This is a genomic window from Actinoallomurus sp. NPDC050550, from assembly GCF_040655075.1.
GTDB lineage: Bacteria > Actinomycetota > Actinomycetes > Streptosporangiales > Streptosporangiaceae > Actinoallomurus.
Genome location: NZ_JBFAJC010000014.1, coordinates 87,540 through 111,864 on the forward strand (window position 1 = coordinate 87,540; position 24,325 = coordinate 111,864).

27 protein-coding genes are annotated in these 24,325 nt (G+C 70.8%); 9 read left to right on the top strand and 18 right to left on the bottom strand.

What is annotated here, in order from left to right:
* Nucleotides 1-195: 195 nt before the first annotated feature.
* Entirely contained in the window at nt 196-783 is a 588-nt protein-coding gene (locus AB0I04_RS20920; protein WP_360886732.1) for a flavodoxin family protein, read from the bottom strand.
* 241 nt (nt 784-1,024) lie between these two features.
* Between AB0I04_RS20920 and AB0I04_RS20925 the strand changes: the two genes are divergently transcribed.
* A complete protein-coding gene (locus AB0I04_RS20925) occupies nt 1,025-1,753 on the top strand; it encodes a TetR/AcrR family transcriptional regulator (protein ID WP_360886734.1) in 729 nt (242 codons plus the stop codon).
* 72 nt (nt 1,754-1,825) lie between these two features.
* Here AB0I04_RS20925 and AB0I04_RS20930 read toward each other — a convergent pair whose 3' ends face one another.
* A complete protein-coding gene (locus AB0I04_RS20930; protein ID WP_360886735.1) occupies nt 1,826-3,001 on the bottom strand; it encodes an alpha/beta hydrolase in 1,176 nt (391 codons plus the stop codon).
* Nucleotides 2,998-3,375: a DUF6069 family protein gene (locus AB0I04_RS20935; protein WP_360886737.1), complete on the bottom strand. Its 378-nt coding sequence runs from the start codon at nt 3,373-3,375 to the stop codon at nt 2,998-3,000. Before AB0I04_RS20935 ends, AB0I04_RS20930 begins: the two co-directional genes overlap by 4 nt.
* A gap of 131 nt (nt 3,376-3,506) precedes the next feature.
* Between AB0I04_RS20935 and AB0I04_RS20940 the strand changes: the two genes are divergently transcribed.
* Both AB0I04_RS20940 and AB0I04_RS20945 read left to right on the top strand, forming a co-directional pair.
* Nucleotides 3,507-4,631, top strand: coding sequence for a histidine kinase (locus AB0I04_RS20940; RefSeq protein ID WP_360886739.1), 1,125 nt, complete (start codon nt 3,507-3,509; stop codon nt 4,629-4,631).
* Nucleotides 4,619-5,272 (top strand): response regulator transcription factor, encoded by a 654-nt coding sequence (locus tag AB0I04_RS20945; RefSeq protein WP_360886741.1) that lies wholly within the window; start codon nt 4,619-4,621, stop codon nt 5,270-5,272. Before AB0I04_RS20940 ends, AB0I04_RS20945 begins: the two co-directional genes overlap by 13 nt.
* Nucleotides 5,273-5,302: 30 nt before the next feature.
* Here AB0I04_RS20945 and AB0I04_RS20950 read toward each other — a convergent pair whose 3' ends face one another.
* Complete coding sequence (locus AB0I04_RS20950) at nt 5,303-5,857, bottom strand: carboxymuconolactone decarboxylase family protein (RefSeq protein ID WP_360886742.1); 555 nt, start codon at nt 5,855-5,857, stop codon at nt 5,303-5,305.
* Nucleotides 5,858-5,915: 58 nt separating this feature from the next.
* Here AB0I04_RS20950 and AB0I04_RS20955 point away from each other — a divergent pair, with 58 nt between their 5' ends.
* Nucleotides 5,916-6,404 carry a MarR family transcriptional regulator gene (locus tag AB0I04_RS20955; RefSeq protein WP_360886744.1) on the top strand — a complete coding sequence of 163 codons (489 nt, stop codon included), beginning with the start codon at nt 5,916-5,918 and terminating at the stop codon, nt 6,402-6,404.
* A gap of 38 nt (nt 6,405-6,442) precedes the next feature.
* Here AB0I04_RS20955 and AB0I04_RS20960 read toward each other — a convergent pair whose 3' ends face one another.
* Genes AB0I04_RS20960 through AB0I04_RS20980 form a run of 5 tightly spaced genes read right to left on the bottom strand, consistent with a single transcriptional unit; the run spans nt 6,443 to nt 10,866 of the window.
* Nucleotides 6,443-7,195, bottom strand: a complete 753-nt coding sequence (locus AB0I04_RS20960) for an amino acid ABC transporter ATP-binding protein (RefSeq protein WP_360886966.1) — start codon at nt 7,193-7,195, stop codon at nt 6,443-6,445.
* Nucleotides 7,196-7,224: 29 nt separating this feature from the next.
* The gene (locus AB0I04_RS20965) at nt 7,225-8,175 is read right to left on the bottom strand and encodes an amino acid ABC transporter permease (RefSeq protein WP_360886746.1); all 951 of its coding nucleotides are present in this window, start codon (nt 8,173-8,175) and stop codon (nt 7,225-7,227) included.
* A 7-nt stretch (nt 8,176-8,182) separates the two neighbouring features.
* Nucleotides 8,183-9,121: an ABC transporter substrate-binding protein gene (locus AB0I04_RS20970; protein ID WP_360886748.1), complete on the bottom strand. Its 939-nt coding sequence runs from the start codon at nt 9,119-9,121 to the stop codon at nt 8,183-8,185.
* 12 nt (nt 9,122-9,133) lie between these two features.
* Nucleotides 9,134-9,925 (bottom strand): nitrilase-related carbon-nitrogen hydrolase, encoded by a 792-nt coding sequence (locus AB0I04_RS20975; protein ID WP_360886750.1) that lies wholly within the window; start codon nt 9,923-9,925, stop codon nt 9,134-9,136.
* Entirely contained in the window at nt 9,922-10,866 is a 945-nt protein-coding gene (locus AB0I04_RS20980; RefSeq protein WP_360886752.1) for a hypothetical protein, read from the bottom strand. The genes AB0I04_RS20975 and AB0I04_RS20980 overlap by 4 nt, the downstream gene beginning before the upstream one ends.
* Nucleotides 10,867-10,996: 130 nt before the next feature.
* Here AB0I04_RS20980 and AB0I04_RS20985 point away from each other — a divergent pair, with 130 nt between their 5' ends.
* The gene (locus AB0I04_RS20985; protein ID WP_360886754.1) at nt 10,997-12,343 is read left to right on the top strand and encodes an aminotransferase class I/II-fold pyridoxal phosphate-dependent enzyme; all 1,347 of its coding nucleotides are present in this window, start codon (nt 10,997-10,999) and stop codon (nt 12,341-12,343) included.
* A gap of 71 nt (nt 12,344-12,414) precedes the next feature.
* Here the strand turns inward: AB0I04_RS20985 and AB0I04_RS20990 are convergent, their stop codons facing one another.
* Both AB0I04_RS20990 and AB0I04_RS20995 read right to left on the bottom strand, forming a co-directional pair.
* Entirely contained in the window at nt 12,415-13,206 is a 792-nt protein-coding gene (locus AB0I04_RS20990; protein ID WP_360886756.1) for an isocitrate lyase/phosphoenolpyruvate mutase family protein, read from the bottom strand.
* Nucleotides 13,207-13,394: 188 nt separating this feature from the next.
* Nucleotides 13,395-13,778 carry a hypothetical protein gene (locus AB0I04_RS20995; protein WP_360886758.1) on the bottom strand — a complete coding sequence of 128 codons (384 nt, stop codon included), beginning with the start codon at nt 13,776-13,778 and terminating at the stop codon, nt 13,395-13,397.
* A 158-nt stretch (nt 13,779-13,936) separates the two neighbouring features.
* On the opposite strand from AB0I04_RS20995, the gene AB0I04_RS21000 reads away from it, so the two are divergent.
* Both AB0I04_RS21000 and AB0I04_RS21005 read left to right on the top strand, forming a co-directional pair.
* The gene (locus AB0I04_RS21000) at nt 13,937-14,380 is read left to right on the top strand and encodes an SRPBCC domain-containing protein (protein WP_360886760.1); all 444 of its coding nucleotides are present in this window, start codon (nt 13,937-13,939) and stop codon (nt 14,378-14,380) included.
* Between the two features lie 205 nt (nt 14,381-14,585).
* Entirely contained in the window at nt 14,586-14,861 is a 276-nt protein-coding gene (locus AB0I04_RS21005) for a LysR family transcriptional regulator (RefSeq protein ID WP_360886762.1), read from the top strand.
* Here the strand turns inward: AB0I04_RS21005 and AB0I04_RS21010 are convergent.
* Nucleotides 14,833-15,288 (bottom strand): PaaI family thioesterase, encoded by a 456-nt coding sequence (locus tag AB0I04_RS21010; RefSeq protein ID WP_360886764.1) that lies wholly within the window; start codon nt 15,286-15,288, stop codon nt 14,833-14,835. The two genes, AB0I04_RS21005 and AB0I04_RS21010, sit on opposite strands and share 29 nt — an antisense overlap.
* A gap of 40 nt (nt 15,289-15,328) precedes the next feature.
* Nucleotides 15,329-15,946, bottom strand: coding sequence for a LysE family translocator (locus AB0I04_RS21015; protein ID WP_360886766.1), 618 nt, complete (start codon nt 15,944-15,946; stop codon nt 15,329-15,331).
* 111 nt (nt 15,947-16,057) lie between these two features.
* Here AB0I04_RS21015 and AB0I04_RS21020 point away from each other — a divergent pair, with 111 nt between their 5' ends.
* Complete coding sequence (locus tag AB0I04_RS21020; RefSeq protein WP_360886768.1) at nt 16,058-16,510, top strand: Lrp/AsnC family transcriptional regulator; 453 nt, start codon at nt 16,058-16,060, stop codon at nt 16,508-16,510.
* 57 nt (nt 16,511-16,567) lie between these two features.
* Here the strand turns inward: AB0I04_RS21020 and AB0I04_RS21025 are convergent, their stop codons facing one another.
* Entirely contained in the window at nt 16,568-17,617 is a 1,050-nt protein-coding gene (locus tag AB0I04_RS21025) for a phosphodiester glycosidase family protein (protein WP_360886769.1), read from the bottom strand.
* A 240-nt stretch (nt 17,618-17,857) separates the two neighbouring features.
* Between AB0I04_RS21025 and AB0I04_RS21030 the strand changes: the two genes are divergently transcribed.
* Nucleotides 17,858-18,622 carry an SDR family NAD(P)-dependent oxidoreductase gene (locus AB0I04_RS21030; RefSeq protein WP_360886771.1) on the top strand — a complete coding sequence of 255 codons (765 nt, stop codon included), beginning with the start codon at nt 17,858-17,860 and terminating at the stop codon, nt 18,620-18,622.
* Nucleotides 18,623-18,710: 88 nt separating this feature from the next.
* Here the strand turns inward: AB0I04_RS21030 and AB0I04_RS21035 are convergent, their stop codons facing one another.
* From AB0I04_RS21035 to AB0I04_RS21050, 4 genes are all read right to left on the bottom strand, one after another.
* Nucleotides 18,711-20,336 (bottom strand): DHA2 family efflux MFS transporter permease subunit, encoded by a 1,626-nt coding sequence (locus AB0I04_RS21035; protein WP_360886773.1) that lies wholly within the window; start codon nt 20,334-20,336, stop codon nt 18,711-18,713.
* Nucleotides 20,337-20,801: 465 nt separating this feature from the next.
* A complete protein-coding gene (locus AB0I04_RS21040; RefSeq protein WP_360886775.1) occupies nt 20,802-21,680 on the bottom strand; it encodes an arylamine N-acetyltransferase in 879 nt (292 codons plus the stop codon).
* Nucleotides 21,681-21,783: 103 nt separating this feature from the next.
* Nucleotides 21,784-23,601: an alpha/beta fold hydrolase gene (locus AB0I04_RS21045; protein WP_360886776.1), complete on the bottom strand. Its 1,818-nt coding sequence runs from the start codon at nt 23,599-23,601 to the stop codon at nt 21,784-21,786.
* On the bottom strand, nt 23,598-24,200 hold the full coding sequence (locus AB0I04_RS21050) for a TetR/AcrR family transcriptional regulator (RefSeq protein ID WP_360886778.1): 603 nt from the start codon (nt 24,198-24,200) through the stop codon (nt 23,598-23,600). Before AB0I04_RS21050 ends, AB0I04_RS21045 begins: the two co-directional genes overlap by 4 nt.
* Nucleotides 24,201-24,325: the final 125 nt, after the last annotated feature.

Sequence of the window (24,325 nt, forward strand, 5' to 3'; positions counted from 1 at the left end):
AACTCACAGAAACGCAGGTCAAGCCATGATCAACGCCTAGCGCCGCTTTCCGTTCCAATGTTCCTCAAAGGCCGCCTATGGCGGGTGTCGCCGACTGCAACGGGCGTACCCCACCCTCGTGGGTTTCGTCGCGGCCTCCGGGACGGCGGCGTCGATTGAAAGAAGCTGGAAGGCAATGTTCGGTGGACCGTTGTGTCAGTGCGTTGCGGCGGTCAGTCCGGCGCGGTGGATGCGGGTGTGCTCGGCGACGCGCCGGCCGAGGTGGCGGGCGGTGTTCAGGTCTGCGTCGTGGACGGCGGGGGTGTCGTTGAAGCTTTGTGCGCCGGCGCCGAGGTAGAAGCCGAGGCGGTTGTCGTCCTGGGGGCTGGATGTGGTGGTGTTCCAGCCCGGCAGGAGGTTCAGGCTCACCCAGAGCATTCCGTGCTGGGCCGCCAGGAGCGAGAGGTACTGCAGGGTGTGCATCTTGTCGCCGCTCATGGAGCCGGAGTTGGTGAATCCCGCCGCGAGCTTGTCGCTCCAGGCGCGGGTCATCCACCGCTTGCTGCTGGCCTCGGCGAAGGCGTGGAACGCCCCGGACGCGGTGCCCATATAGGTAGGAGTGCCGAAGATGATGGCGTCCGCGGCGTCCATCAGTTCCCAGTCGGCGTCGCTGAGGGAGGCGACGTCCACGCGGTGGACGTGCGTCCCAGCGATGGAGCGCGCGCCGTCGGCCACGGCCGTGGCGATCTGCGCGGTGTGGCCGTAGCCGGAATGCGACGCGATGACGATCGAGATATCGGACACGGGTGTTCCTCTCCTGCCGCGGTGGCGGCGTGTTCGGTGGTGTGGCGGCGGACGATGAGCCGCCCGCTGCGGCGGTCGGCCGCACTGCTCCGCGCTTCGGGTGCCGGCGGCCCGGGTGGGGGCGCGGTGCATGCCCAGGTGCCGCGGGCCGACGCCGACCACCATCGGTATGGATCACTGTTCCACTTCTGAGCGTATCACCGATAAGGCAGCGATACGCAAAATGAGATATCGTTGTTCCATGAACGAGGGACGACGCGCCGCGCGACGTCAGGTGCTGCAGGTGGCCGCCAAGCTTTTGGAGGAGGGCGGCAGCGAAGCGGTCTCTACGCGCGCTGTCGCCGCAGCCGCGGGCATCACGGCCCCCGCGCTCTACCGGATGTTCGACGACAAGGACGGACTCCTGGCCGAGCTGGCCGCCTACGGATTCGAGATGTACCTGGCCGAGAAACGGGAGGCACTGGCGCTGACCCCCGACGACCCGGTGGCCGACCTCTACCGCGGCTGGGACCTACACGTCGACTTCGGAGTGCAGCACCCCGCGTTCTACATGCTCATGTACGGCACTGTGCGGCCCGGGCGGCGGCCCCCGGCCGCGGACGAGGCGCACGCCCTGCTGGTGAGACTGCTGGGCCGGGCGGCCGATGCCGGGCGCCTTCGGGTTCCGGTGGAGCAGGCGACCCGCGTCATCCACGCGGCGACGACGGGTGCCACGCTGGCGCTGATCGGCGAAGAGTCCTCGGAGCGGGACCTGACCACTTCGGCACGGCTGCGGGACACCGTCATCGCCTCGGTCACCACGGGCTCGCCCGCCTCATCCGGGTCGGACCTGGCCTCGCGCGCACTCGCTCTCGATGCCGCACTGGAAACCGCGCTCACCACCGGGCCCCCGGCTGCGGGCGCCCGGGTACCTCTGCGAGACACGGAGACGGCTCTGCTGCGCGAATGGCTGCAGCAGCTGGCAGGCTGAACCGGCCGCCTGCTCCGCGGGCGGTGGGCGCAGTCGGTTACGCCGACCGTATCTCGGCGATACCCGTATGGGTCACGGCCCGTGGGTACGGCCGGAGTCCGCATCCTCGAGGATCTCGCGGTCCGGCGCGGCGGCCATCGCCCGGGAACCGGGCGGCAGGACATGCGCGGCGAAGGCGTCGACGGCGTTGACGACGGCTTCGAAGCGTAGTGAGTGGAACAGGTCGAACGCGTGCTGCCCGCCGGGCAGTTCGGCGTAGACGACCGGCCGGGTCGACAGGCCGCAGAGGCGTTCGGCGAAGACCCGGGCGCCCTCGACGGGGACGACGGTGTCGTGGTCGCCATGGACGAGGAAGAACGGCGGCGCGTCGGGCCCGACATGGGCAAGAGGCGAGGTCTGGGCGTCCGCGTCGTCGTAGGGGCCGTAGTAGCCGCCGAGGCCGATCACCGCGGCGACCGAGGTGTCCACGTGCTCGAAACCGGGCTGGAAGGCGGGGTCGGCGGGAGTGAGCGCGGCCAAGGCCGCCATGTGCGCGCCGGCGGAACTGCCCGCCAGGATGATCCGGTCGGGATCGGCGCCGTAGGCGGGGCCGTGTTCCCGGACCCAGGCGATCACCTTCTTGGCGTCCACCACATGGTCGTGGAAGGTCGCCTGCGGACGCAGACGATAGTTCGCGCTGACGCACACCCAGCCCTGGCCCGCCAGCCGGTACAGGAGAGGCAGCGACTGGCTGTTCTTCCTGCCGCTCGTGTAACCGCCGCCGTGCAGGTGGATCAGGACCGGGACGCCCGCCGGCCGGGAGCGACGACGGTACAGGTCCAGGAGATTGCGCCGGCCGGCCGGGCCGTACGGCAGGTCGGGGATCCGTTCCACACCGCGGTGGCGGCGGAAGAAGGGTCGGAACAGGATGCGCCTGTACGGCAGACGGCGCGAGACCGGCACCGCCCCCATGGCGCGTTGCACGGCGGGCAACGCCCGGTGGCCGCGCCAGGCCACCAGTCCCAGGCCCGCCGTGGTCACGGCCGCCGCCCCGGCGAGGAGGGGCGAGGTGAGGTCGCCTTGGACGAGGGCCAGGACCGTGGCGGCCAGAAGCCACGCGAACACCACGAAGGGCAGTTCGTTGACGGCCACGCCGAGGCGGAAGGCGAGCATGGCCAGCGGCCGGGGCCGTCCCGGCGCGGCCAGCGCGATCAGGGCGCACACCGCGATCAGGACCAGAACGGTCAGGTATCCGAAGGGCAGGTTCATCGCCGCGCCAGCCCGAGGACGAGTACGGAGCCGACGACCAGGTGCAACAGGACCAGGACCAGCGCCGCGCCGGCACCGGCGGCGCCGGTGAGCGGGCCGGTGAGGGACAGGGCGAGCACGGTCACGGCGGTGATCGTCCAGATCCGGCGCGGCCGGGTGGCCGATCGCTCCAGGACGGCCAGGAGCGCCCAGCCCGCGAGCCCGGCCAGCAGGCTCGCGACCGCGACCGGCACCGGCCCGACCGTGCTGGTGCCGCCGCCCGTCCGTACGGTCAGCGTGGTTCCGGCCAACGGCACCGCCAGGGCCCACACGGCCAGGGCGGCCGCAGGAGCGCCGAACACGGTGAGGAGGAGTCTGGTGATGGAGGTGTTCATGCCGGTCAGCCTCGCCCGGCCGCCGGCGCCGCCGCATCGGGCGCGCGGTCGCGTCCCGTCCTGCTCCGGCGGGGGGCGGGTCCGACTTAAGTAGGTACCGGCTCCGTCGTACCGGCGATTAGCCTGGCCCGGTGAACGAGCTGCCCTCCCCGCATCCGATCGCGGTGGCGAGCGTGACCCTCGGGGTGGGCACGCTGACCGGCGTGGCGCTGTGGGGACACGGTTCCACGTCCTGGCTGGATGTCGCCGTCGCGGTCGTGAGCCTGCTCGCGGCGATCGCCCAGCTGTGGTGGCCGGTCGCCGGGGCGCTGACCGCCACCCTGCTGGCGGTGGCCTTTCCGGTGGCCACGACGGCGGCGACGATGGGGGCGCTGCAGGTGGCCCAGCGCAGGCGGTTCTCCGTCGCGGTGGCCGTCGGGGCGGCCGGCATCGCGGCCCACGTGGTCCAAGGACTGTGGCGGCCGAACTCCGGCATCTCCCTCGGCTGGTGGCTGGTGCTGATCTGCGCCGCGTACGGTGCGCTGGTCGGCTGGGGCGCGCTGGCCCGCTCCCGCCGCGCACTGCTCTTCTCACTGCGCGAACGCGCCCTGCGCGCCGAGGCCGAGCAGGGCAGGCGGATCGCCGAGGCCCGCATGGCCGAGCGGCGCACGCTCGCCTGGGAGATGCACGACGTGCTCGCCCACCGGCTGTCCCTGGTGGCCACCCACGCCGGAGCGCTGGAGTACCGCCCGGACTCCTCCCCCGAACAACTCGCCCAGGCCGCCGGGGTGGTCCGCACCGGAGTGCACCAGGCGCTGGAGGAGCTTCGGCAGGTGATCAGCCTGCTGCGCGAGGAGGACGACACCCCCGACGACATGGAACCCCAGCCCACGCTGGCCGACCTGCCCCGCCTGATCGCCGAGGCGCGCCAGGCGGGCCAGCCGGTACGGCTCCGCGACGAGGTCGCCGACGCCGCCGCCCTCCCGGCGGGCGCCACCCGGACCGCCTACCGCGTCGCACGGGAGGGGCTGACCAACGCGCGCAAGCACGCGCCCGGCCTGCCGGTCGAGATGCTGCTGCACGGTGCCCCGGGCACCCGCCTGGTGATCGACGTCCGCAACCCGCTGCCCGCGGCGGAAACGGCCCCGATCGCGCCGGGCAGCGGCCTCGGCCTGGTCGGCCTCACCGAGAGGGTACGGCTGGCCGGCGGGCGGCTGGACCACCAGGCCACCGACGGGCAGTTCCGTCTCCTGGCCTGGCTACCATGGCCGGCGTGATCCGCGTACTGCTGGTCGACGACGACGCCATGGTGCGCGCGGGCCTGTCCATGATGCTGGACGGCGCCGCGGGAATCACCGTGGTCGCCGAGGCGGCCGACGGCCAGGAGGCCATCACCGCCACCGACGCCCACGCCCCCCACGTCGTGCTGATGGACCTGCGCATGCCGCGGGTGGACGGCATCACCGCCACCCGTCGGCTGCGCGCCCGCGCCCGCCCGCCGGAGGTGATCGTCCTGACCACCTTCGACACCGACGAGAACATCCTGTACGCGCTGCGCGCCGGCGCCAGCGGGTTCCTGCTCAAGGACGCCTCGCCTCAGCAGATCGTCGAGGCGGTCACCCGGGTCGCCGCGGGGGACCCGATCCTGTCCCCCGGCATCACCCGGCGGCTCATGGACCGCACCGTCACGCAGGCCGGCGCCTACGAACGGGCACGCACCACGCTGGCCGCCCTCACCCCGCGCGAGCACGAGGTGGCCCTCGCGATCGCCCGGGGTCGGACGAACGCCGACATCGCCGCCGAACTGGCCATGGGCCTCACGACGGTCAAGGCCCACGTCTCCAGCATTCTCACCAAACTCGACCTGGACAACCGCACCCAGATCGCGCTCCTGGCCCACGACGCGGGCCTGGCCTGAGCGCCCTCAGTGCACGGCGACCGCAAACCGTCAGGCGGCGTGCCCGGTCCAGGCGAACGGCTCCAGCCTCTCGTCCAGGGGCGCGTCGGTCATGCGGTTGGCCAGCGTCGACATGGTGTAGACGCCGATGCCGAGGACGACCTCCAGGGCGTTCTGCCGGGTGTAGTCGTGGCCCAGGAAGTCCTCCATGGCCTCGGCCGAGACCGCGCCGGAGGTGGCCAGGACCTCCAGGACGAACCGCCGCATCGCCTCCAGCGGCGCGTCGTTCAGGGGCCGGCCCTCGCGCAGGGCGGCGATCAGGTCCGGGTCCGCGCCGAGCGCGGTCAGGCCGGCCGTGTGCATGGCCACGCAGAGGTGGCAGCCATTGCGGGTGGCCATGGTCATGACGAGCACCTCCCGGGCCAGCGGGCTCAAGGTGGTCGTCTCGAACAGCGCGTTCGCCCGCAGGAAGCCGTCCAGCATCTGCGGGGAGGTGGCGAGGCGGGCGACCGCCGCGGGCAGGTATCCCAGCTTCTTGGCGGCGGCCTCCATGGAGCGGCGGGCGGCGGGCGGCGCGGACTCGATCGTGTGCTCGGTGAACGCCATGACGGATCATCCCCTAAAATCGGCAACGTGGTTGTCGAAACAGTAAACCAGGTTGACGATGTCCGCAACGGCTGACGGCTCGCGGCACGACCGGCCGGGATACGAACTGCCCCTGCTCCTCATCGCCGGATTCCGCACGCTCATCGACGAACTCCACGCCGAACTGGCACGCCAGGGCCACCCCGACGCACGGCCCGCGTACGGGTTCGCCATGCAGGCCATCGGCCCCGGCGGCGCCACCGCCAGCGAGGTCGGCCGCCGCCTCGGAGTCTCCAAACAGGCCGCCGGAAAGACCATCGACCGGCTCGAGGAACTCGGCTACGCCGAACGCGTCGACGACCCCACCGACGGCCGCCGCAAGCTCGTGCGCCTCACCGCCCGCGGCTTCGACGCACTCACCCGATCAGCGGCGATCTTCGACCAGCTGCGCTCCCGGTGGGCGGCCACCGTCGGCGCCGAGCGCCTCGACGGCCTGGAGGACACCCTGCGCTCGGTGGTCGCCCCCGCCGCCCTCGGCGTCGACACCGTCAGCTGGTTCGCACCCTGACCGCCCGGGGGCCGCCCCGGCCGGGGCGGCCCCCGTCACTACAGCACCCGGCTGAGGAACGCCCGCGTGCGCGGGTTCGACGGATCGTCCAGCACCGAAGCGGGCGACCCGGACTCCACGACCACGCCGCCGTCCATGAAGACCACCCGGTCGGCGACCTCCCGCGCGAACCCGACCTCGTGCGTCACCACCACCATGGTCAGGCCCTCCTCCGCCAGGCCCTTCATCGTCGCCAGCACCTCACCCACCAGCTCCGGATCCAGCGCGCTGGTCGGCTCATCGAACAGCATCAGCTTCGGCCGCATCGCCAGCGCACGCGCGATCGCCACCCGCTGCTGCTGCCCACCGGACAGCTGCCGCGGATAACTCTCGGCCTTGTCCGCCAGCCCGACCTTCACCAGCAACTCCAGCGCACGCTCCCGCGCCGGCCCACGCGGCTCACGGCGCACACCCGTCGGCGCCTCCATGATGTTCCGCAGCACCGTCAGATGCGGGAACAGATTGAACTGCTGGAACACCATCCCGATCTCCCGGCGCTGCCGGGTGACCTCCCGCTTGCGCAGGTGCCGGACCCGGCCCCCGTGCGCACGGAACCCGATCAGCTCACCGTCGACATGGATCGAACCACCATCGATCGTCTCCAGATGGTTGATGCAGCGCAGGAACGTCGACTTACCCGACCCGGACGGGCCCAGCACGACGACCACCTCCCCCGCCGCCACATCCAGGTCGATGCCCTTGAGCACCTCCAGATGCCCGAACCTCTTACGGACGTTACGGGCGCACACCATCGGCGGCGCGTCGCTCAGCGGAACGGCGGTCACGACGGCACCTCCGGAGTGGTCGGCGGCAACTGCGCCCGGCGGCGCATCAGCACGAAGTCCCAGAAACCCTGCGGAGCGTTCCGCGTCGCCCCCCGCGCGTAATGACGCTCGATGAACGACTGCCCCACGTACAGCACCGACGTGATCAGCAAGTACCACAGGCACGCGACGATCAGCAGCGGGATCGTCTGGAACGTCCGGTTGTAAATCGACTGAACCGTGTACAGCAGATCCGCCAGCGCGATCACGCTCACCAGCGACGTCGCCTTCAACATGTTGATCACCTGGCTGCCCGTCGGCGGCACGATGAACCGCATCGCCTGCGGCAGCACGATCCGCCGGAACGTCCGCGCATCACTCATGCCCAGCGCGTGCGCCGCCTCCGTCTGACCCGGATCGACCGCCAGCAGCCCACCACGGATGATCTCCGCCATGTACGCCGCCTCGTTCAACCCCAGACCCAGGATCGCCGCGAACAACGGCGTGATCAGGTGATTGGTCTCCCCGCTGACGAACTCCGGGCCGAACGGCACCCCGAACGACACCCGCGGCAGCAGCGCCGACAGGTTGTACCAGAACACCAGCTGCACCAGCACCGGAATGCCCCGGAAGAACCACACGTACAGCCCGCACGACGTCCGCAGCAGCCGGTTCTCCGACAGCCGCCCGACCGCCAGCAGCACCCCGCCCACGACACCGACGGCCATCGCGATCACCGTCAGCTCCAGCGTCGTCGCGATCCCCTGCCCGATGATCGACGCGTTGAAGTACCGCCCGACGACACCCCACTCGAAGTTGTCGTTCGTCACCAGCAGGTGCACCAGCTGCGCCGCCAGCACCAGCAGGACGAGCGACGCCACCCACCGCAACGGATGCCGCGTACGCGCCGCACCGGCAACGTCCACCTCACCCGCCGCGTCCCGGGACGTCTTCTCGGTCACAGCCACGAGAGCCTCACCCCTTCCTGGGCGCCAGGTTCACGCCGGGCTTGTCCAGCACGTTCGCCGACAGACCCCACTTGTCCATGATCTTCTTGTACGTGCCGTTCGCCATCAGCTCCCGCAGCGCCTCCAACAGCACGTCCCGCAGCGGCGACCCCTTCGCGACCACCGCGCCCTGGTACAGGTCGGCGAACCCGTTGGACTGACCCGTGCCCGCCAGCTCCAGCGCCTTACCCGCCTCCTTGACGAAGTACGTCAGCGGCGCCTGCGAGGAGAAGAACGCGTCCGCGCGCCCCGACCGCACCGCCAGGATCGACGTCGGCTGATCCTTGTACGACTGCACCTGCACGGCCGGCTTCTTCTGCTGCACGCACGTCTGCGCCTGCTTCTTGATCACATCCTCCGCCGAACCGCCCGCCATCACCGCGACGCGCAGCCCGCACGTGTCCGTGATCGAGGTGATGTGCTTGGGGTTGCCCTTCGGCACGGCGAACACCACGAACTCCCGCACCCAGTCCACGAAGTCGTTCGCGGTCTCCCGCTCGGGGAAGTCACCGATCGGCCCGATCGCGAAGTCGTACCGTCCCGCCTTGATCCCGCTCAGCTCACTCGGCAGCCCGTCCACCGTCGCGTGCTCGATCTTCACGCCCAGGATCTGCGAGAGCGCCGTCGCGACATCCGCCGACGCGCCGGACAGCGTCTTCCCGTCCGAACCGGCGATCTCGTACGGCGGGAACGACCCGTTGTTCACCGAGATCAGCTTGCCCGCGGCCTTCACCTTCGCCGGCAGCTTCGCGTTCAGATCCTTGTTCAGGGTCTGCTTCAGGTCCACGGCGGGCGCACCCTGTGCCTTGCCGCCGCTGCCGCCGTCGACCTCGCTCGGGTTCGCGCCACAGCCGGCCACCGTGAGAACACTTGCCGCGGCCAGCGCGGCGACGATCCGTTTCGACACGATATCTACTCCTTAACGCATTGACGGGTCGACGAAGAATCGCCGGTTGGCGAGCACGGGCAGCTTCCGGCGGGCCGCGGCCAGGTCCTCGCGGTCCGCGGAGGCCCACAACAGCCCAGGCCCGTCGGCCAGCCGGCCACGAACGATCCCGAGCGGATCCACGACCATGCTCGCGCCGATGTTGCGACGGCCGCACTCGCCGGACGCCGCGACGTAGCAGGTGTTCTCCAGGGCCCGGGCGGTCACCATGACCTCCCAGTGCCACTCCTTGGCCGGCCCGCGCACCCAGGCCGCCGGCAGCACCAGCAGCTCGGCGCCCCGGTCGACCAGCAGCCGGGCCATTTCCGGGAATCTTACGTCGTAGCAGGTCATCAACCCGACCTGCCAGCCCGCGCACTCGAACACCACCGGTTCGCCGCCGCCCGGGCGCACCCGATCCGACTCCCGCGCGCCGAAAGCGTCGTACAGATGTACCTTCCGGTACGACGTCACCAGCGCGCCGTCGCGCAGCGCGGCGAGCGTGTTGTAGACCTTTCCGTCCCCGGCCGGCTCGTGCATGCCGACGACGACCGTCGTCGACGACCCGGCGGTGCGCTCCAGCAGCCCGCTCAGGAACGGGCCGGACAGCGACTGGGCCGCCTCGACGATCCGCGTCGGCTCGTCGATGAACAGCGCCATCGAGTCCTCCGGCAGCACCAGCAGGTCCGCTCCCCCGGCCACGGCCTCATCGACCAGCGCCTGGCAGGCCTTCAGGTTGGCCGCCCAGTCCTCGGCGACGGCGAACTGCCCGACGGCGATCCTCATGCGAACATCTCCTCGGCGTCGATCGGGTGCGGGGCGATGCCCTGCAGGTGAAGCTCGTCACAGAACGCGGCGGTCATCGCGGCGTTGGCGGCCGTCCCGTACGGCATCCAGTCCGGCCCGAAGATCTCCGCGCTCGCCTCCAGCTCCGCCAGCAGCCACGGCGTGGTGTCGGCCAGCAGCCTCCGCCGTGCCACCCAGACGCGCTTGGACTCCTCGAAGACCTCCTCCAAAGCCGCCGGCAGCCACGGGTACCGCTCGACCACCGCGCGCTTGACCGCCAGAAGGTGGATCCCCGGCACGAACCCGGCCGTACGGAAGTAGTCCAGTTCGGCGCCGCGATGATCCTCGTACAGGTGACGGAAGCGGCTGTCCGCGGTGAACAGCTCATCCGGCATGAACGGCGTGAACACGGCGTCGAACCGCCCCGCCGCCAGCCCATCGACCAGCGACTCGCCCTCCGCCGCCACCGTGACGTTCGGCGGAAGCGGCCGCGGCCCCACCCGGTCCTTGCCCGTCTCCCCCGCGACCAGCGGCCCGACCGTCCAGGCGATGCCGTCCAGGTCCACCCCGGCCGCGCGCAGCAGCGCCCGCGTCCAGGTGTTGCCCGAGTCCGGCCAGCCCGTCAGCCCGATCCGCGCCTCGGCCAGGTCCTTCGGCGACGCCAGGTCGCTGTCCCGCCGGACGAGGACGCACCGGTGCCGGAACCCGCGCATGACGAACACCGGAAGCCCGATGAGGCGGTCGTCGCCGCGGCTCCGCCCCAGCGCGTACCGGCTGAACGAGGTCTCACCGCCGTCCAGTTCAGGCTCGGCGAGCACGTCCGGAGTCACCGGCCGGGACTCCACCTCCAGCTCGAAGTCCCGTGGGCGTACCCGGCCGGTCACGAGCGGGACCAGGTGATCCCAGTCGCGCAGGGCCAGGCGAATCCGTGGAACCGACACATCGCTCCATTCACTCGACATCTCTCGATGGCGACCGACGATATGTTCACCCAGGAGCAAGTACAATACTCACTTTGTTACTGCACAAAGATTTACCACCACGAAATCGACAGAACGGCAGGTGGGGACCATGCCTGAGCCTTCGGTGGACGCCCAGTGGCTCGCCGACCACATCGGCGACCGCAGCGCCCGCGGCATCGCCTCGGCCGTGACCGACCTCATCCGCGGCGGACAGGTGCCCGCCGGGACACGCCTGCCCACTGTCCGCGGCCTCGCCACCGAACTCGGCGTCAGCCCCGCCACGGTCGCCGACGCGTGGGCGACACTCCGCCGGCACCGCGTCATCAGCGCGCAACGCCGCCGCGGCACGATCGTCGTCGGACCGCCCAGCGTCCCTCACCCCGTCCGCTACGAACGGATCGGCCACTTCGGCGGCAACCTCGCCGTCGACCTCGCGATCGCCGCCCCCGACCCCGCGCTGCTCCCCCCGCTGGAGAAGGCCCTCGCCGCCGCCGCACACGCCGAACGCCTCAACGACTACGCCCGCGAGACCATCACCCCGCGCCTGCGCCGCGCCGTCGAACCCACCTGGCCGTTCGCCGCCGGCGCCTGGCTCGTCACCGGCGGCGGCTACGAAGGCGTCCAGCTGACCTGCCAGACCGCCGCCCTGCCCGGTGACCGCATCGCCGTCGAAGACCCCACCGGCGCACGACTGCTCGACATCTTCGAGGCCCTCGGCACCGAGGTGATCCCGGTCGCCTGCGACGAGGCGGGCCCGATCCCCGACGCCCTCGCCGAAGCCCTGGCGACCAACCCGGCCGCCTTCGTCTACCAGCCCCGCGCCCACACCCCGTGCGGTCACGCCCTGACCCGGGAACGCGCCGCCGAACTCGCCGCGTTGCTCGCCCCCACCAGCACCCTCGCGGTCGAGGACGACGGACTCGGCGAGGCTTCGACCACACGGGCGGTCAGCGTCGGCGAGCACCTGCCCGGCCAGACGGTCCTGATCCGGTCATACTCCAAGTCCCACGGACCCGACCTGCGCGTCGCCGTCCTCGGCGGCGCCGAGGAGACCATCGAGCGGGTCCGCGTCCTCCGCAGCTACGGCACCGGCTGGACCAGCCGCATCCTGCAGGACGCCCTGGCCCATCTCCTCGAAGACCCCGACGCCCGCGCGTCCGTCGACCACGCCCGCACCGTCTACACCCGACGGCGCGAACGCATGGCCGAGGCACTGGCCGCCCAGGGCGTTGCGACCCGCAACAACGACGGGCTGATGCTCTGGGTGCCGGTCGCCGACGAGTCCGCGGCCCTCGTCACCCTCGCCGCGCACGGCGTGGCGGCCGCCCCCGGCAGCCGCTACCAGGTACAGCCTGCCGCCCCGCACATCCGCATCGCCACCGGTCAACTCCCCGACGACCCCGAATCCCTCCGCCGACTCGCCGACCTGGTCGTTCTCGCGGCTGGCCGTCCTTGAGGAGGATGGTCTTTTTCTTTATTTTTGATTTTTCAACAATTCGACGGCCTTTACATAGTAAATTTCAGTCGTTAAAACCGGCCGATCAACTCGAGGACGTCGGCATAACCGGGCAGGCCGGTGCCCACCGGTTCACCGGCTCGGATCGCCCGCGCCGTCTCCACCGTCGCGTGGAGCGCGGCACGGAACAGCAGCGACCCCAAGCTGATGCGGCGGACTCCCAGATCGGCCAGACCGGCGACCGTGTGCCGTCCCGGCAGGAACAGGACGTTCACCGGAGCGGCGCTGCCGGCGACGAGCGCCGAGATGTCCGTCTCCGCGGCGACCCCCGGCACGAACACCCCGTCGGCCCCTGCCTCGATGAACGCCGACGACCGGCGCAACGCCTCCCCCAGCGGGTCGGCGACTCCCAGCCAGAACGCGTCGGTACGTGCGTTGACGAACATGCCGGGAACCCGTGACCGGATCGCCCTGATCACCTCGACCTGCCGCGACAGATCCGCCAGCGTCCCGTCCGGCCTGCCGTCCTCGAGGTTGATCCCGGCGACTCCCAGATCGGCCAGCTCCCCCACGACGGCGGCGATGCCGTCCGGGTCGACCCTGAAGCCGCCCTCTATGTCCACGCTCAACAGACACGGCAATCGGGACGCCGAACGCGCCAGCCGCAGCGTCTCCCCCAGGGTGGCGCCTTCCGCGTCCGGCAGGCCCGCGGCCGCCGCCACGCCCAGACTCGTGGTTCCGACGGCCGCGAACCCGGCGTCGGCGAGCGCGGCGGCCGACGCGTGATCCCAGGCGTTCGGCAGCAGCAGCGGAGCGGCGGCATGGTGCAGCGCCCGGAACTCGGCACAGCGGTCCACGGTCATGCGATCACCTCCAGTGTCGTCATGACCTCGACGCTAGCGCCGGAACACTTCGATACGCAGCGAAGCGTTCTGGCAGGTCGCGGGTCGCTGTAATTCCGTTTAGAAGAGTTTGGAAGTTATCCAGCCGACGGCCTTTACACAGTAAATTCAGGCCGATTTCGCATCGAGGATGCGGTTCGTCTTTCGATTCAGTCGGCGTGCCGGAGAAGGAACTGCCCGGTCGATACGGTGTGTTCGCCGCGATCCGGCGGGCCGCCCAAGGTCCAGGCACCGCGCCGCACGACGAACAGCCGTACCTGATCCTCATCGCCGCCCGAGGTGCCCGAGGTCTGGATGCCCGACTCACCGTGGACATCGATGATCGCCACATCGTGCACCCGCGCGGCGCGGCCCTTGACCCGGAAGTCACCGATGGTGGCCGGACTGTAGGTCGGCCGTGGGAAGCCGTCGCCGAGCTGCGTCTCCCACTCGCGCCGTACGGCGTCGAATCCCCGCGCTGCGGCGCCCGGGACGGTGGTGTCCAGGTCGAACGCTCCGCGCGACCTGCCGGCCTCCGCTCCAGTGCTCTTCATGGCCGGCCGATCCATCCCGTACGCGTCACTCGGACGCTGTCCTGCGGCGTTTTTGTTCCGTCCGAACGTCGTTGTGGTTCAAGTGCGTTCCGGGCAAGTTTCCTAGGCTTCGGTTGTCGGGGCAAACCGGCGCCGCCAACCAAGGACATGTTCACGGCATGCGAACCATCGAAGCAGTCACTGACGTCGCAGCGAGCCCGCAGAGGGTCTGGGAGGTACTCACCGACTTCCCGCGCTATCCGATGTGGACGACGTACATTCGGGAACTCCGTGGCCGCGCCGAAGTCGACACTCGGTTGCGGCTTGTCCTTGGACCGCCCGACCGAAAACCCTACGTAGTGGACGTACCCGTCCTGGAGGCGACGCCGGGGGTCAGACTGGCGTGGGCAGCCGTGATTCCGGGCGCTGCGTGGCTGCCTCATGCGATCTATACCGGTGTGCACGAATTCCTGCTGGCAGCCCAGCCGGACGGTGGTACGAGGCTGACACACCGCGAGTACTTCAGCGGGCTGCTGGCCCGGCTGGTCAAGGAAGGACCGCGCGGAGGCGACGAGGGATTCGAAGCCTTCAACCAGGCGCTGAAACGCCGCGCAGAGGCCTGACCGCCCGTCCCGACCTCACTTCCCGCCGGACCTCCGCGGCGCGGGGCACCCATTCGGGTAGCGGAGGTTCTCTTGCGTCCGGCCGAACAGCAGCGCTGAAGGATCCGAGCCGGTTACGCCGCGGCAGAGGGATTCGACAGCGCCGAGGGCAGCGACATCATCCCCTACATCGCGCCCCATCCATTGCCAGTCGCGGAGGGGAATCATGGACATCAGGTCACTTCGTTATGCGATCACGCTTGCGGAGGAGTTGCACTTCGGCCGCGCCGCCCAACGGCACTACATCGGCGCGCAGCCGTTCGGACGGCACATCCAGGAGTTGGAGCGTGAACTGGGCGTCCGGCTCTTCGAACGCACCAGCCGGCGGGTCACCCTGACCCCGGCGGGCGCGGGGGTCCTGGCCGAGGCCCGCGCCATCGTGGACGCCGTGGACGCGCTCGCCGACGTGCCACTCACTGCTCGCGCCCGTCGATACGGATGAGTGTCTGCTGGCCGTTGGCGACGAGCGACTGCCGGCCGTCCTGGACGCCGAACACCTCCAGCCGGCACACGGTCAGTGTGCGCCCGGACTTCAGGACGGTTCCGACCGCCTCGAGGTGGTCGCCGACGGCGGGAGCGAGGAGGTTGACCTTGTACTCGACGGTGAGCACATCGGTGTTCTCGGGGAACAGCGTGAAGGCCGCGTAGCCGCCGGCGGTGTCGGCGATGGCACTGGTCGCGCCGGCGTGGAAGTAGCCGTGCTGCTGGGTGACCTCGGGCCTGCTGGGCAGCACGATGTGCACGCGGCCGAGGGCGATGTGGGAGATGCGTGCACCGAGGTGGCTCATCAGCCCCTGGCGGTCGAAGCTCGCCCGGATGCGCTTCTGCACCTCGGGGCTCGCCTGTTCCTGCGGCGTCTGGTCTTCCACGTGCTCTCCTTGACGGGCCGTGAGCGGATGGGCGGGTTCGTCAGCCGGCCAGGCGTTCCACCAGCAGGAGCCCGCCGATGACGATCATCATGACACCGGAGGCGCGGGTGACCGCCCTGGCCACCGAGGGCCGGGTCGTCAGCACGGTGCGGGCCAGGACGCCGACGGCGAGGTAGACGACCGCGCAGGCCGACATGTGGAGCGCGCCGAGCAGTCCGGTCTGCGCGGCGACCGGCCAGCCGCCCGCTGGGTTGATGAACTGCGGAAACAGCGAGAAGTACAGCAACAGCGCCTTGGGGTTCAGGCCGCTGATCCCGGCTCCCCTGAGCATGATCTGCCAGCGCGAGGAACCCGCGTCCTCCGTGGCCGCGGCCAGAGCGGCAGGCTTCCTCAGTACCCCCCAGCCCAGCCACATCAGGTAGGCGGCCCCAAGAACGGTCAACGCGGTGAGCACGCTCGCCGAGCTCGCCACGATCACCACCAGGCCGGCCACGGCGAGCAGTGTGTATCCCGCGTATCCGGCTATCAGCCCGGCGACCGCAGGGACGACCGACCGGTCCCGCAGCCCCGCGGCGATCGCGTAGGCCCAGTCCGCGCCGGGGGTGAACACCAGCAGCAGGTCCACCGCCAGGAAAGCGGCCACCGTGGTCGTGTCCATGGATCGATCCCTCTCACGTTCATGTCTCAGGAGGGAAGATTAGGCGCGATTCCCCAGAAGGTGTTGCTCTTCTTGCTCCGTGATCGCGTGATATGAGGGAGAATCTTCTTCATGGACGCCCTGGACCGGAAGATCCTTACTGAACTGCAGTTGGACGGCCGCCTGACGGTGACCGAGCTCGCCGCCCGCGTGAAGCTGAGCGTCTCGCCCTGCCACCGCCGCTTGCGTGACCTCGAGCGAGAGGGAGCGATCCGCGGCTACCGCGCGGTCGTCGACCCGGCCGCCGTCGGCCTGGAGTTCGAGGCCCTGGTCTTCGCCACTTTGCGCTGGTCGGACAGCGACACCGTCGACGCCTTCGAGGAGGCCGTGGCCGCGGTCCCGCACGTGATCCAGGCTCAGCGCCTGTTCGGCGAACCGGACTATCTCCTGCGCGTCACCACCGCCGACCTCGTGGCCTTCCAGCAGCTCTACGACGAGCAGTTGGCCAAGCTGCCGGGCGTCCAGCGCCTGACGTCCACCCTGGTCATGAAGAACGTCGTCCACGACCGGCCGCTGCCGGAGTAGCCAGTGAGGCCGCCCTTCCGGTTACGGCGCCGGCCGGGCCACCACGCGCTCGTCAGATCAGCGCGGGACGGCCACCAGCGCCATCGGCAGGGCCCAGCGCCGGAAGTCGACCAGCGACCGCAGCAACTGAAGCCGGCCGCCGTGCACGGCCAGCTCGTAACGCCCGCAGAAGTCCCGCCGGTATCCGCCGGCCGACACCTTCTGGCAGGCGACCGGCCCGCCGTCCAGGTTCAAGGCGAGGCGCAGGTCGAGCCCGGCATGGGGAAGGAACGCGGCGAGCGTGGGCAGGGAGAAGTAGGCGTCACGGGTGGTGCCGACGATGATCCGTCCGGCGCCGTCCTGCCCGAGGAAGCTGCGGTTGGCCAGCCATCGTTCGTCCGCTCCCCCGGTCCGGCCGTGCCCGTCGGCCCCCAGCAGCATCGGGTAGGACACCATCGCCTGGCTCGCACCGTCGGTGACCTGCCGCCAGTCGAGGCCCGCGAGGTCCACCAGCCGGGCTCCGTCCGGGCCGCCGGGCCCGCCGACCACGAACGCCCCGTGTGTGGCCTGGTACGACGCGGGGCCGAGCCGGCGGCCGTCGCTGACCACAGGGGTGTCCGGCGGCCCGTCGTGGGCGTAGTAACTGCCGTTGACGACCAGCGACGCTCCCGTGGCCGCCATCCAGCCGCCGACGTCCCGGTCGCCGGCCGCGCGGTTGAGCACCCGGAACCGGTAGCGGGCCGGGTCCACCCGGCTGAGCAGCAGGGCGTCCACCGGCCGCCCGCCCACCCGGACGGGCAGTTCGGCGACCTCCAGCCCGACGGCGACCTGGCGCCAGCGCACCGGTTCGGCCGCGTCGGGCGTGCGCTGCCCGGCCAGTGACAACCGGATCCCCGGAGACAGCCGACGGTCGTCCGGAGCGACATTGACCCAGATGCTGGCGCCGCGACGCAGCATCACGTTGACGCCGTACCAGCCGCCCTCCCCGTACGCCACCGTCACCGCCGACAACGCCACCAGGACCGGCGCCAGGGCCAGCGCGGCGAGCCACCGCCATCGGCGCGGCCACCGCCACGGTCGCAGGATCCCCCACCAGGGACGGCCCGGCTCCGTCTGTTCCCCCGCCATCCGGTGGATCATGCCAGACGAGCCCTACCGGAATCAGGCGAACACCACGGCGCCCCGCACAGCGCGGTCGCCCCGCTCACCGGCCCAATGCTCTCGGGGCCCCGTTTTGCTAATCGGAGGGTGCTCCGCTTACTTTTGATCGGAGGATCCTCCAGTTCGAGATGTTCGCCGGTCAAGGCGGCGTCTCGGTGCGAGGAGTAGCGATCGAGAGCCTTCAGGGGCTGTGAGTGAGGCAGGAACATGTCGAGCGTTCTCAGTGGCACGGTCGCGCTCGTGACCGGCGCGAGCAGCGGCATCGGGGCGGCCACCGCACGCGCCCTGGCAGCGGAGGGTGCCGCGGTCGCGGTCGTGGGACGGCGCCGTGACCGGCTGGACGAGGTGGCGGGGAGCATCACGGCGGACGGCGGTTCGGCCCTGACGGTCCAGGCCGACCTCACCGACGCGGCCCAGGCCGCCGGAGCGGTGCAGCGCGTGGTGACCGAACTCGGACGTCTGGACACCGTCGTCAACAACGCCGGGCTCATGCTGACCGGGCCGGTCGCGGACGCCCCCGCCGACGAGTGGGAGCGCATGCTGGCGATCAACGTCAACGCGCTGCTGGAGGTCACCCGCGCCGCCCTCCCCCACCTCCGCAAGGCCGCCCGGGACTCCCCGCGCCGCGTCGCGGACCTGGTCAACATCAGCTCGACGGCCGGTCGTGTCGCACGCCCCGGCACGGCCGTCTACAACCTCACCAAGTTCGGCGTCAACGGCTTCACCGAGGCCCTGCGCCAGGAGGTCATGCGCGAGCGCGTACGGGTCAGCGTGGTCGAACCGGGCACCGTCGACACCGAACTCGGCTCGCACGTCCGCGACGGAATCCGCGAACAGATCGCCCGGATGACCGAGGACATGGAGATGCTCCGCCCTGAGGACATCGCCGACGCCGTCACCTACATCGTCACCCGTGACCGGCGGGTGGCGGTCAACGAGATCCTCGTCCGCGCCGGCGAACAGACCTGGTGACGATGCCGGGATCGCCGGGCGATGCCGCCGAGCGTCGCCGACGGGAGCCGGACGATGGTCGCGGCCGGGTGGCCGCGACCATCGGGGGTCAGTCCTGCGGCGTGGTCTCGGCCGGCCTCCTCTGAACGCGCACGGTCGTCGGCCTGTTGGACGGGCTGAACAGGAAACAGAACAGGGACGCGGCCACGAGGACCGCGGCGCACGCCGCGAGGGCGGTGTGCATCGCGTTGACGAAGCCGGCGGCGAACGCATCGGTGGTGACACGCTCGTACAGGCTGGTCGTGGCGGGGTTCAGGCCGCCGGGTGGCGTGGGCGGACTGTAGTGTTGCGCGGCGTCGACGCTGTCGCCGATGAACCGGGCGCGCAGGTTCTCCGGTAGCCGGCCGGCGCGCTTCTCGGCCTCGCCTCGCACGGTGGAGGAGAGGCGGGCCGACAGCAGGGCGCCCAGCACGGCGGTGCCGAGGACGCCGCCGATCTGCCGGGTGGTGCTGGAGACGCCGGAGGCCGCCCCGGCCAACCGCGGGTCGACGCCGTCCATCGTGGCCTGCTGCAGTGGCGCGAACGTGGCGCCACCGGCGATCCCGATGACGGCCAGACCGGGCAGCAGGCCCCACGCACTGCTGGTGGGGCCGGCCACGGCGACCAGCACCAGCAGGCCGATGGCCAGCAGCGTCATCCCGGCCATCAGGATGTACTTGCCGCCGAACCTGTCCGACAGCCGCCCGGCGTACGCCGAGCCGACCGCGGTGAGCACGGCATTCGGCAGCACGACCAGGCCGGTCTGCAGCGCCGAGTACCCGCGCGCCATCTGCAGGTACAGCACCAGCACGAACATGATGCCGATCATGCCGAGCTGGAAGACGAACCCGACCCCGTTACCGACCGCGAAGTTGCGCGCTCCGAACAGGGCCGGCGGCATCAGGGGCTCGCCCCGCTGCCGGTGCTGCCAGAGGACGAACACCGCCAGCAGCACGACGCCCGCGACGATGACCGAGGTGATACTGATCGGCCCGGCGATGGTGCCCCAGTCATAGCGTTCTCCCTCGATGAGGCCGAACACGATGCCGCTGAGCCCGGCGATGGCCAGCGCCACGCCGACCAGGTCGAGCCGGCGGGCGCGGCCCGAGCGCATGGGCGGCGCGAGGGTCACCGCCAGCACGGCGGTGATGATCCCGATCGGGACGTTGATGAAGAAGATCCAGCGCCAGCCGAGGTGGGTGAGCAGAAGGCCACCGGCGACCGGGCCGACGATCGGAGCGAAGCCCACGATCGCGCCGAACAGACCGAACGCGCGGCCGCGCAGCTGTGGCGGGAAGATCGTCAGGATGGACGAGATGACCTGGGGGAACAGCAGTGCCCCGCCCAGTCCCTGCAGTGCCCGGGCGGTCAGCAGCCAGGCCGGTGAGTCGGCCAGCCCGCACAGCGCCGAGGCGATGGTGAAGGTGATGATGCCGATCACGTACAGCCGGCGGTATCCGAAGATGTCCCCCAGCCGCCCGGTGATGATCAGCGGCACCGAGAAGACGAGCAGGTAGCCGTCGACGACCCACAGCACCTGGTCGTACGAGGCATCGATGCCGTGGATCAGCGTGGGGATGGCGACGTTGACGATGGATCCGTCGAGCAACGACATGAAGAAGCCGATGCACATGATCCCGAGAACCAGCCACGGGCGCTGCGCGGCAGGTTGCCCGGTGGAGTTGACTTCCGGCACTCCGGAGACCTCCCTGAGGAACCGGCTGTGCTGGATGGTGACGCGGACCAGGCCGCTGATGCCAGAACACGGTCCCTGGCAGATCCCCGTGGGCCCGGAAAGAACCGGAGGGCCGAAGCACGTCGCCACCACCACAGAACACCCTTTTCCAGGTGTGGTGAGCGACTTCCACCTTCCCCGTGTCATCGGGACCCGGGTGAAGCTGGTTGGCGAGGCGGAAAGCCCAACGGTGAGAAGTCGGCTCGGAGCCTAACACAGCGCTCCGTCGACTCCCTGGCACGACGGATTCGACCCGGACAGCCCCTACCAGTTGGTCTCGCTCCGGTTCATGGGCAGCGGCCGGCCGGGCGTCCTCGCTCGGATCACCAAGGTCATCGACGAAGCGTCCGCCTGATCGACGGAATTGTCATCGGCGTCAGGCCGCGGCCTTTACATAGTAAGTTTCGACGTGGTGAATCGAGATGATCAATCGTTCACGAGGTCGCGGCCGGCGGACCAGTCCTCATGGGCGCGGTGGACACGACCCCACAGGGCCTCCCGGGCGGCGGCGTCCAGGTCGGTCAGCGCCAAGCCGAACAGGCCGGTGAGCACGGCGTACCACTCCTCTTGGGAATCCAGCACGCGCCGCTGATCCGGGCCGGAGCCGATCCGCCGCAGGACGCACCCGGTGAGCGCGTCGACGCCGTCGGCGTCTCGCCGCAGCACGGTGCACGTGCGCACATATCCCGACTCCGGCGACGTCGACAGGTGGTGATGCCGGTCGAGGAACTCCCCCACGACCGCCGTCCGCAGACCGAAGTCCATGCCGATGAACGCGCCGCGAGGGTCGTGGTCCAGCCGCCACCCGCCGGGTTCGACCTCCGACGGACGCAGCCGGAACCGGAACGGCCCCTGGACGTACTCCCCCGCGCGCAGCGGAAGCGGCTCGTGCAGCCCGTCGCCCAGCCCCGCGTCGACGAGCCACACCCCTTCCGGGCAGTCCTCGGCGGGCAGCCCGCGCACGGTGAGCGCCAGATGGTTGGCGAGCTCCACGCCCGGGGGCTCGGGGGCGTGCCGGACCTGCACACCCGCCCGATGCCAGGACACGTCGTACCCGAGCGCGCCCAGTAGGAGGGAGAACGCGCCGTTGAGGTGGTAGCAGTAACCGCCGCGGCCGGACACGATGCGCTCCGCGGAGTCGTACGGGTCGATCGACGTGAGCCGGCCGAGCTGAACGTCCAGCGCCTCATAGGCGACGCGCTCGACCTGCGCGGCGTGCAGTGCCCGCAAGCCGGCGACGCTCGGCGGTCCGGGGGCGGACAGACCGAGCCGACGAAGATATCCCGACACGTCGAAACCGGTCATGTCACGCACCCCCGCCGCGCATCATAACTCGCGGCCGATCACTCGACGGGCGAAAGCATCGGAGCGGCCGCCGTCGACGTCCCCGCGCGGTCTGCGCGAAGGGTCATCCGCGCGCGCCGGTACGCGCCGGAGCATGGTCCTGGATCGCCTGGACCAACCGCGCCTCGTGGGTGAGTTGAGGGTGGTGGCCCGCTCCGTCGATCGTCGTCACCCTCGCCCGTGCGCCGAGCCGGTCCACCAGCGCCCGGCCCTCGTCCGTCAGTGGGTCCTCGGCTCCCACGACCACGTGCACGCGCCCCGGGTAGCGCTCGAGCCCGGCGCGGAGCTCGCTGCGCCACCGCTCGCGGGCGGCATCGGCCAGCAATCGCGCGGCGTGGGCGGCGACGCGCCCTCGGTGCAGGTCCTCGACGCTGGAGGCGAGTTTCTCCGCATGGGCCGCCTCCCCGGTGAGCAGCCGCGACAGGGCCTCGGGGCCCACCCGGCCGAGATACCACCGGCTCACCGGGGAGACTCGGGCAGCGAACCCGGCGCGTACCTGCAGGAAGAAGGGCGACACCAGAGTGAGCTGCTCGACCAGATCCGGATGCGCCACGGCGGCCTGGACAGCGGCGGCGGCGCCGATGGAGTGACCGACCAGGTGTACCGGGCCGGTCTCCTCGACCAGAGCGGCCGACCAGGCGGACAGATCACGCGGACGACCCGCGCTCATTCCGAGGCCCGGAAGGTCGACCACGCGGGCGTCGCCGAGCGCGCCGCCGACCGGCGCCCAGGTGTCGGCGTTGACGGGCAGACCGGGCAGCACCAGAGTCCGTGCGCCCGGCTCACCGATGCCGAACGTTCGGACGCCCGCGTACCGGGTGAACCTCCGCGCGGGCCGCCGGGCGGACACGGCGCCGAACCGGTGGGCGGCCAGGTGGTCCGCCCACCGCAGGATCGACTCGGTCGGGTCGGGGAGTTCGAGCCCATGACGTTCGGCGAACGCGCGGGCCGGTCCGGTGGGATACCGATCGGACGACAGGAAGGTCAGCGTCTCCTTGTCCGCCTTGGTCAGCGCGGCCGGCAGGCGCCGGACCAGCGACACGGGAATCCTCAGCCGTGGGACCTTCACCTGGAAGTGCCGGCCCACGAGCGAGAGAAGGTCCGGCAGTGGCGGAGTGTCATCGTCCAGGATCCAGAACGCCTCCCCCTGAGCGGCCGGATCCTCCGGGAGCAGTGTCATGAAACGCGCGAGATGGTCGACCGGGACGACGGGGACGAACGTCCGCGCGTCGCCGGGCAGCGCGGCGACCGAACCATGCCAGATCTCCCGCAGGCTCGCGGCCAGCCCGAGCTGTTGGTCGGACTCACCGCTCGCGCTGACCCCGATCACGCTGGAGGGATTGACGATGGACCATGGCACGCCCAGCCGGTCGGCGGCGGCCTGGACGACGGCGTCGGACTCGACCTTGGACGCCTCGTACGCGCCGAGGCGCTGATACGTACGCCGCACGACCTCGTCGCTCCACGGCACCGTCGCGGGGTCCTGTCCTCCCACGCGGTAGCCCGACACGTGCACGAGGCGCCGCAGGCGAGACAGCCGCGCCGCGAACGCCACGATCGCCCGGACGCTGTCGACATTGGCGTGACGAGCCTCCGCGACCGTCATGCCGAACCGGTAGGCTCCCGCACAGTTGTAGACGTCGGTGACGTCCCCCCAATCCGACGCGTCGCCCTCGAGCAACGCGGGAGCGTCGAAGTCGACACGGACGCAGGCGGGAGCGGCCCGGCACCCGCGCTCGGCGAGCCAGGCCCGCAGGCCGGGAGCGGATCCGCTCTCGCGAGTCGCCACGGTGACGCGGACCCCGGCCTGGTCCAGGGCGAGGATCAGGTGCCGGCCGATGAAACCGGTGGCCCCGAAGACGAGAGCGTGCGGCCCGGTCATGAGTTCCCCTTCGCGACGTTGGCGGGCGGCTGGTCGACAAGATCGCCGAGCACCTGGGCGGCGCTGCGCAACGCCTCCACGTCACGCCGGGCCCGGGACACGATCATCGCGCCCTCCAGGCCGCTGACCACGGTCGTGGCCAGGCTGCGCGCCGTGGGACGCGGGTGACCGCGGCCGACGAGGTACTCGGTCACCGGCCCGATCCACGACTCGAAGGCGACTGCGCAGGCCGTGCGCAGCCGCTCGCTGTGTGCGCCCATCTCCAGGGCGACCACGGAGACCGGGCAGCCGAGCTGGAAGTCGCTGTCGGCGAGGAGCCCGATCAGAACGTCGACGACGCGCCGCAGGAGGTCTCCGGGGCTCGCGGCGTCGCCGGCGGTCTCGGCGAAGAGGGTGCGGAACTGATCGGCTGCCAGTTCGACGGCCCTCTCCCCCAACGCCTCCTTGCCCTCCGGGAAGTGGAAGTAGAGCGACCCCTTCGGGGCCCCGGAGTGCTCCACCACCGTGTTGAGACCCGTGCCGCTGTAACCGCGTGCCTGGATCAGCTCGAGCATCGACTCCACCAGCCGCGTGCTGGTCCGCTCTCCCTTGGTGATCACGAGAGAAGAATAGACTGGTCTACATATTTTTGCCAGCCGACGGCCTTTACAAAGTAAGTCCACTGCAGGCCGCGCGGTCGCCGCAGGACGTCGGGACCTGCCCGGCGCCCCGCGGCGAGCCGCCC

Excerpts from the sequence above, each read along its gene's own strand:
- AB0I04_RS20925 (WP_360886734.1), top strand. The coding sequence starts at position 1,025 with ATGAACGAGGGACGACGCGCCGCGCGACGTCAGGTGCTGCAGGTGGCC.
- AB0I04_RS20945 (WP_360886741.1), top strand. The coding sequence starts at position 4,619 with ATGGCCGGCGTGATCCGCGTACTGCTGGTCGACGACGACGCCATGGTG.
- AB0I04_RS21025 (WP_360886769.1), bottom strand. The coding sequence starts at position 17,617 with ATGGCGGGGGAACAGACGGAGCCGGGCCGTCCCTGGTGGGGGATCCTG.
- AB0I04_RS20995 (WP_360886758.1), bottom strand. The coding sequence starts at position 13,778 with ATGAAGAGCACTGGAGCGGAGGCCGGCAGGTCGCGCGGAGCGTTCGAC.
- AB0I04_RS21040 (WP_360886775.1), bottom strand. The coding sequence starts at position 21,680 with ATGACCGGTTTCGACGTGTCGGGATATCTTCGTCGGCTCGGTCTGTCC.
- AB0I04_RS20960 (WP_360886966.1), bottom strand. The coding sequence starts at position 7,195 with ATGGTGTGCGCCCGTAACGTCCGTAAGAGGTTCGGGCATCTGGAGGTG.
- AB0I04_RS20990 (WP_360886756.1), bottom strand. The coding sequence starts at position 13,206 with ATGACCGTGGACCGCTGTGCCGAGTTCCGGGCGCTGCACCATGCCGCC.
- AB0I04_RS20975 (WP_360886750.1), bottom strand. The coding sequence starts at position 9,925 with ATGAGGATCGCCGTCGGGCAGTTCGCCGTCGCCGAGGACTGGGCGGCC.
- AB0I04_RS21000 (WP_360886760.1), top strand. The coding sequence starts at position 13,937 with ATGCGAACCATCGAAGCAGTCACTGACGTCGCAGCGAGCCCGCAGAGG.
- AB0I04_RS21015 (WP_360886766.1), bottom strand. The coding sequence starts at position 15,946 with ATGGACACGACCACGGTGGCCGCTTTCCTGGCGGTGGACCTGCTGCTG.
- AB0I04_RS20955 (WP_360886744.1), top strand. The coding sequence starts at position 5,916 with ATGTCCGCAACGGCTGACGGCTCGCGGCACGACCGGCCGGGATACGAA.
- AB0I04_RS21045 (WP_360886776.1), bottom strand. The coding sequence starts at position 23,601 with ATGACCGGGCCGCACGCTCTCGTCTTCGGGGCCACCGGTTTCATCGGC.
- AB0I04_RS21020 (WP_360886768.1), top strand. The coding sequence starts at position 16,058 with ATGGACGCCCTGGACCGGAAGATCCTTACTGAACTGCAGTTGGACGGC.
- AB0I04_RS20930 (WP_360886735.1), bottom strand. The coding sequence starts at position 3,001 with ATGAACCTGCCCTTCGGATACCTGACCGTTCTGGTCCTGATCGCGGTG.
- AB0I04_RS21030 (WP_360886771.1), top strand. The coding sequence starts at position 17,858 with ATGTCGAGCGTTCTCAGTGGCACGGTCGCGCTCGTGACCGGCGCGAGC.
- AB0I04_RS20985 (WP_360886754.1), top strand. The coding sequence starts at position 10,997 with ATGCCTGAGCCTTCGGTGGACGCCCAGTGGCTCGCCGACCACATCGGC.
- AB0I04_RS20935 (WP_360886737.1), bottom strand. The coding sequence starts at position 3,375 with ATGAACACCTCCATCACCAGACTCCTCCTCACCGTGTTCGGCGCTCCT.
- AB0I04_RS20950 (WP_360886742.1), bottom strand. The coding sequence starts at position 5,857 with ATGGCGTTCACCGAGCACACGATCGAGTCCGCGCCGCCCGCCGCCCGC.
- AB0I04_RS21005 (WP_360886762.1), top strand. The coding sequence starts at position 14,586 with ATGGACATCAGGTCACTTCGTTATGCGATCACGCTTGCGGAGGAGTTG.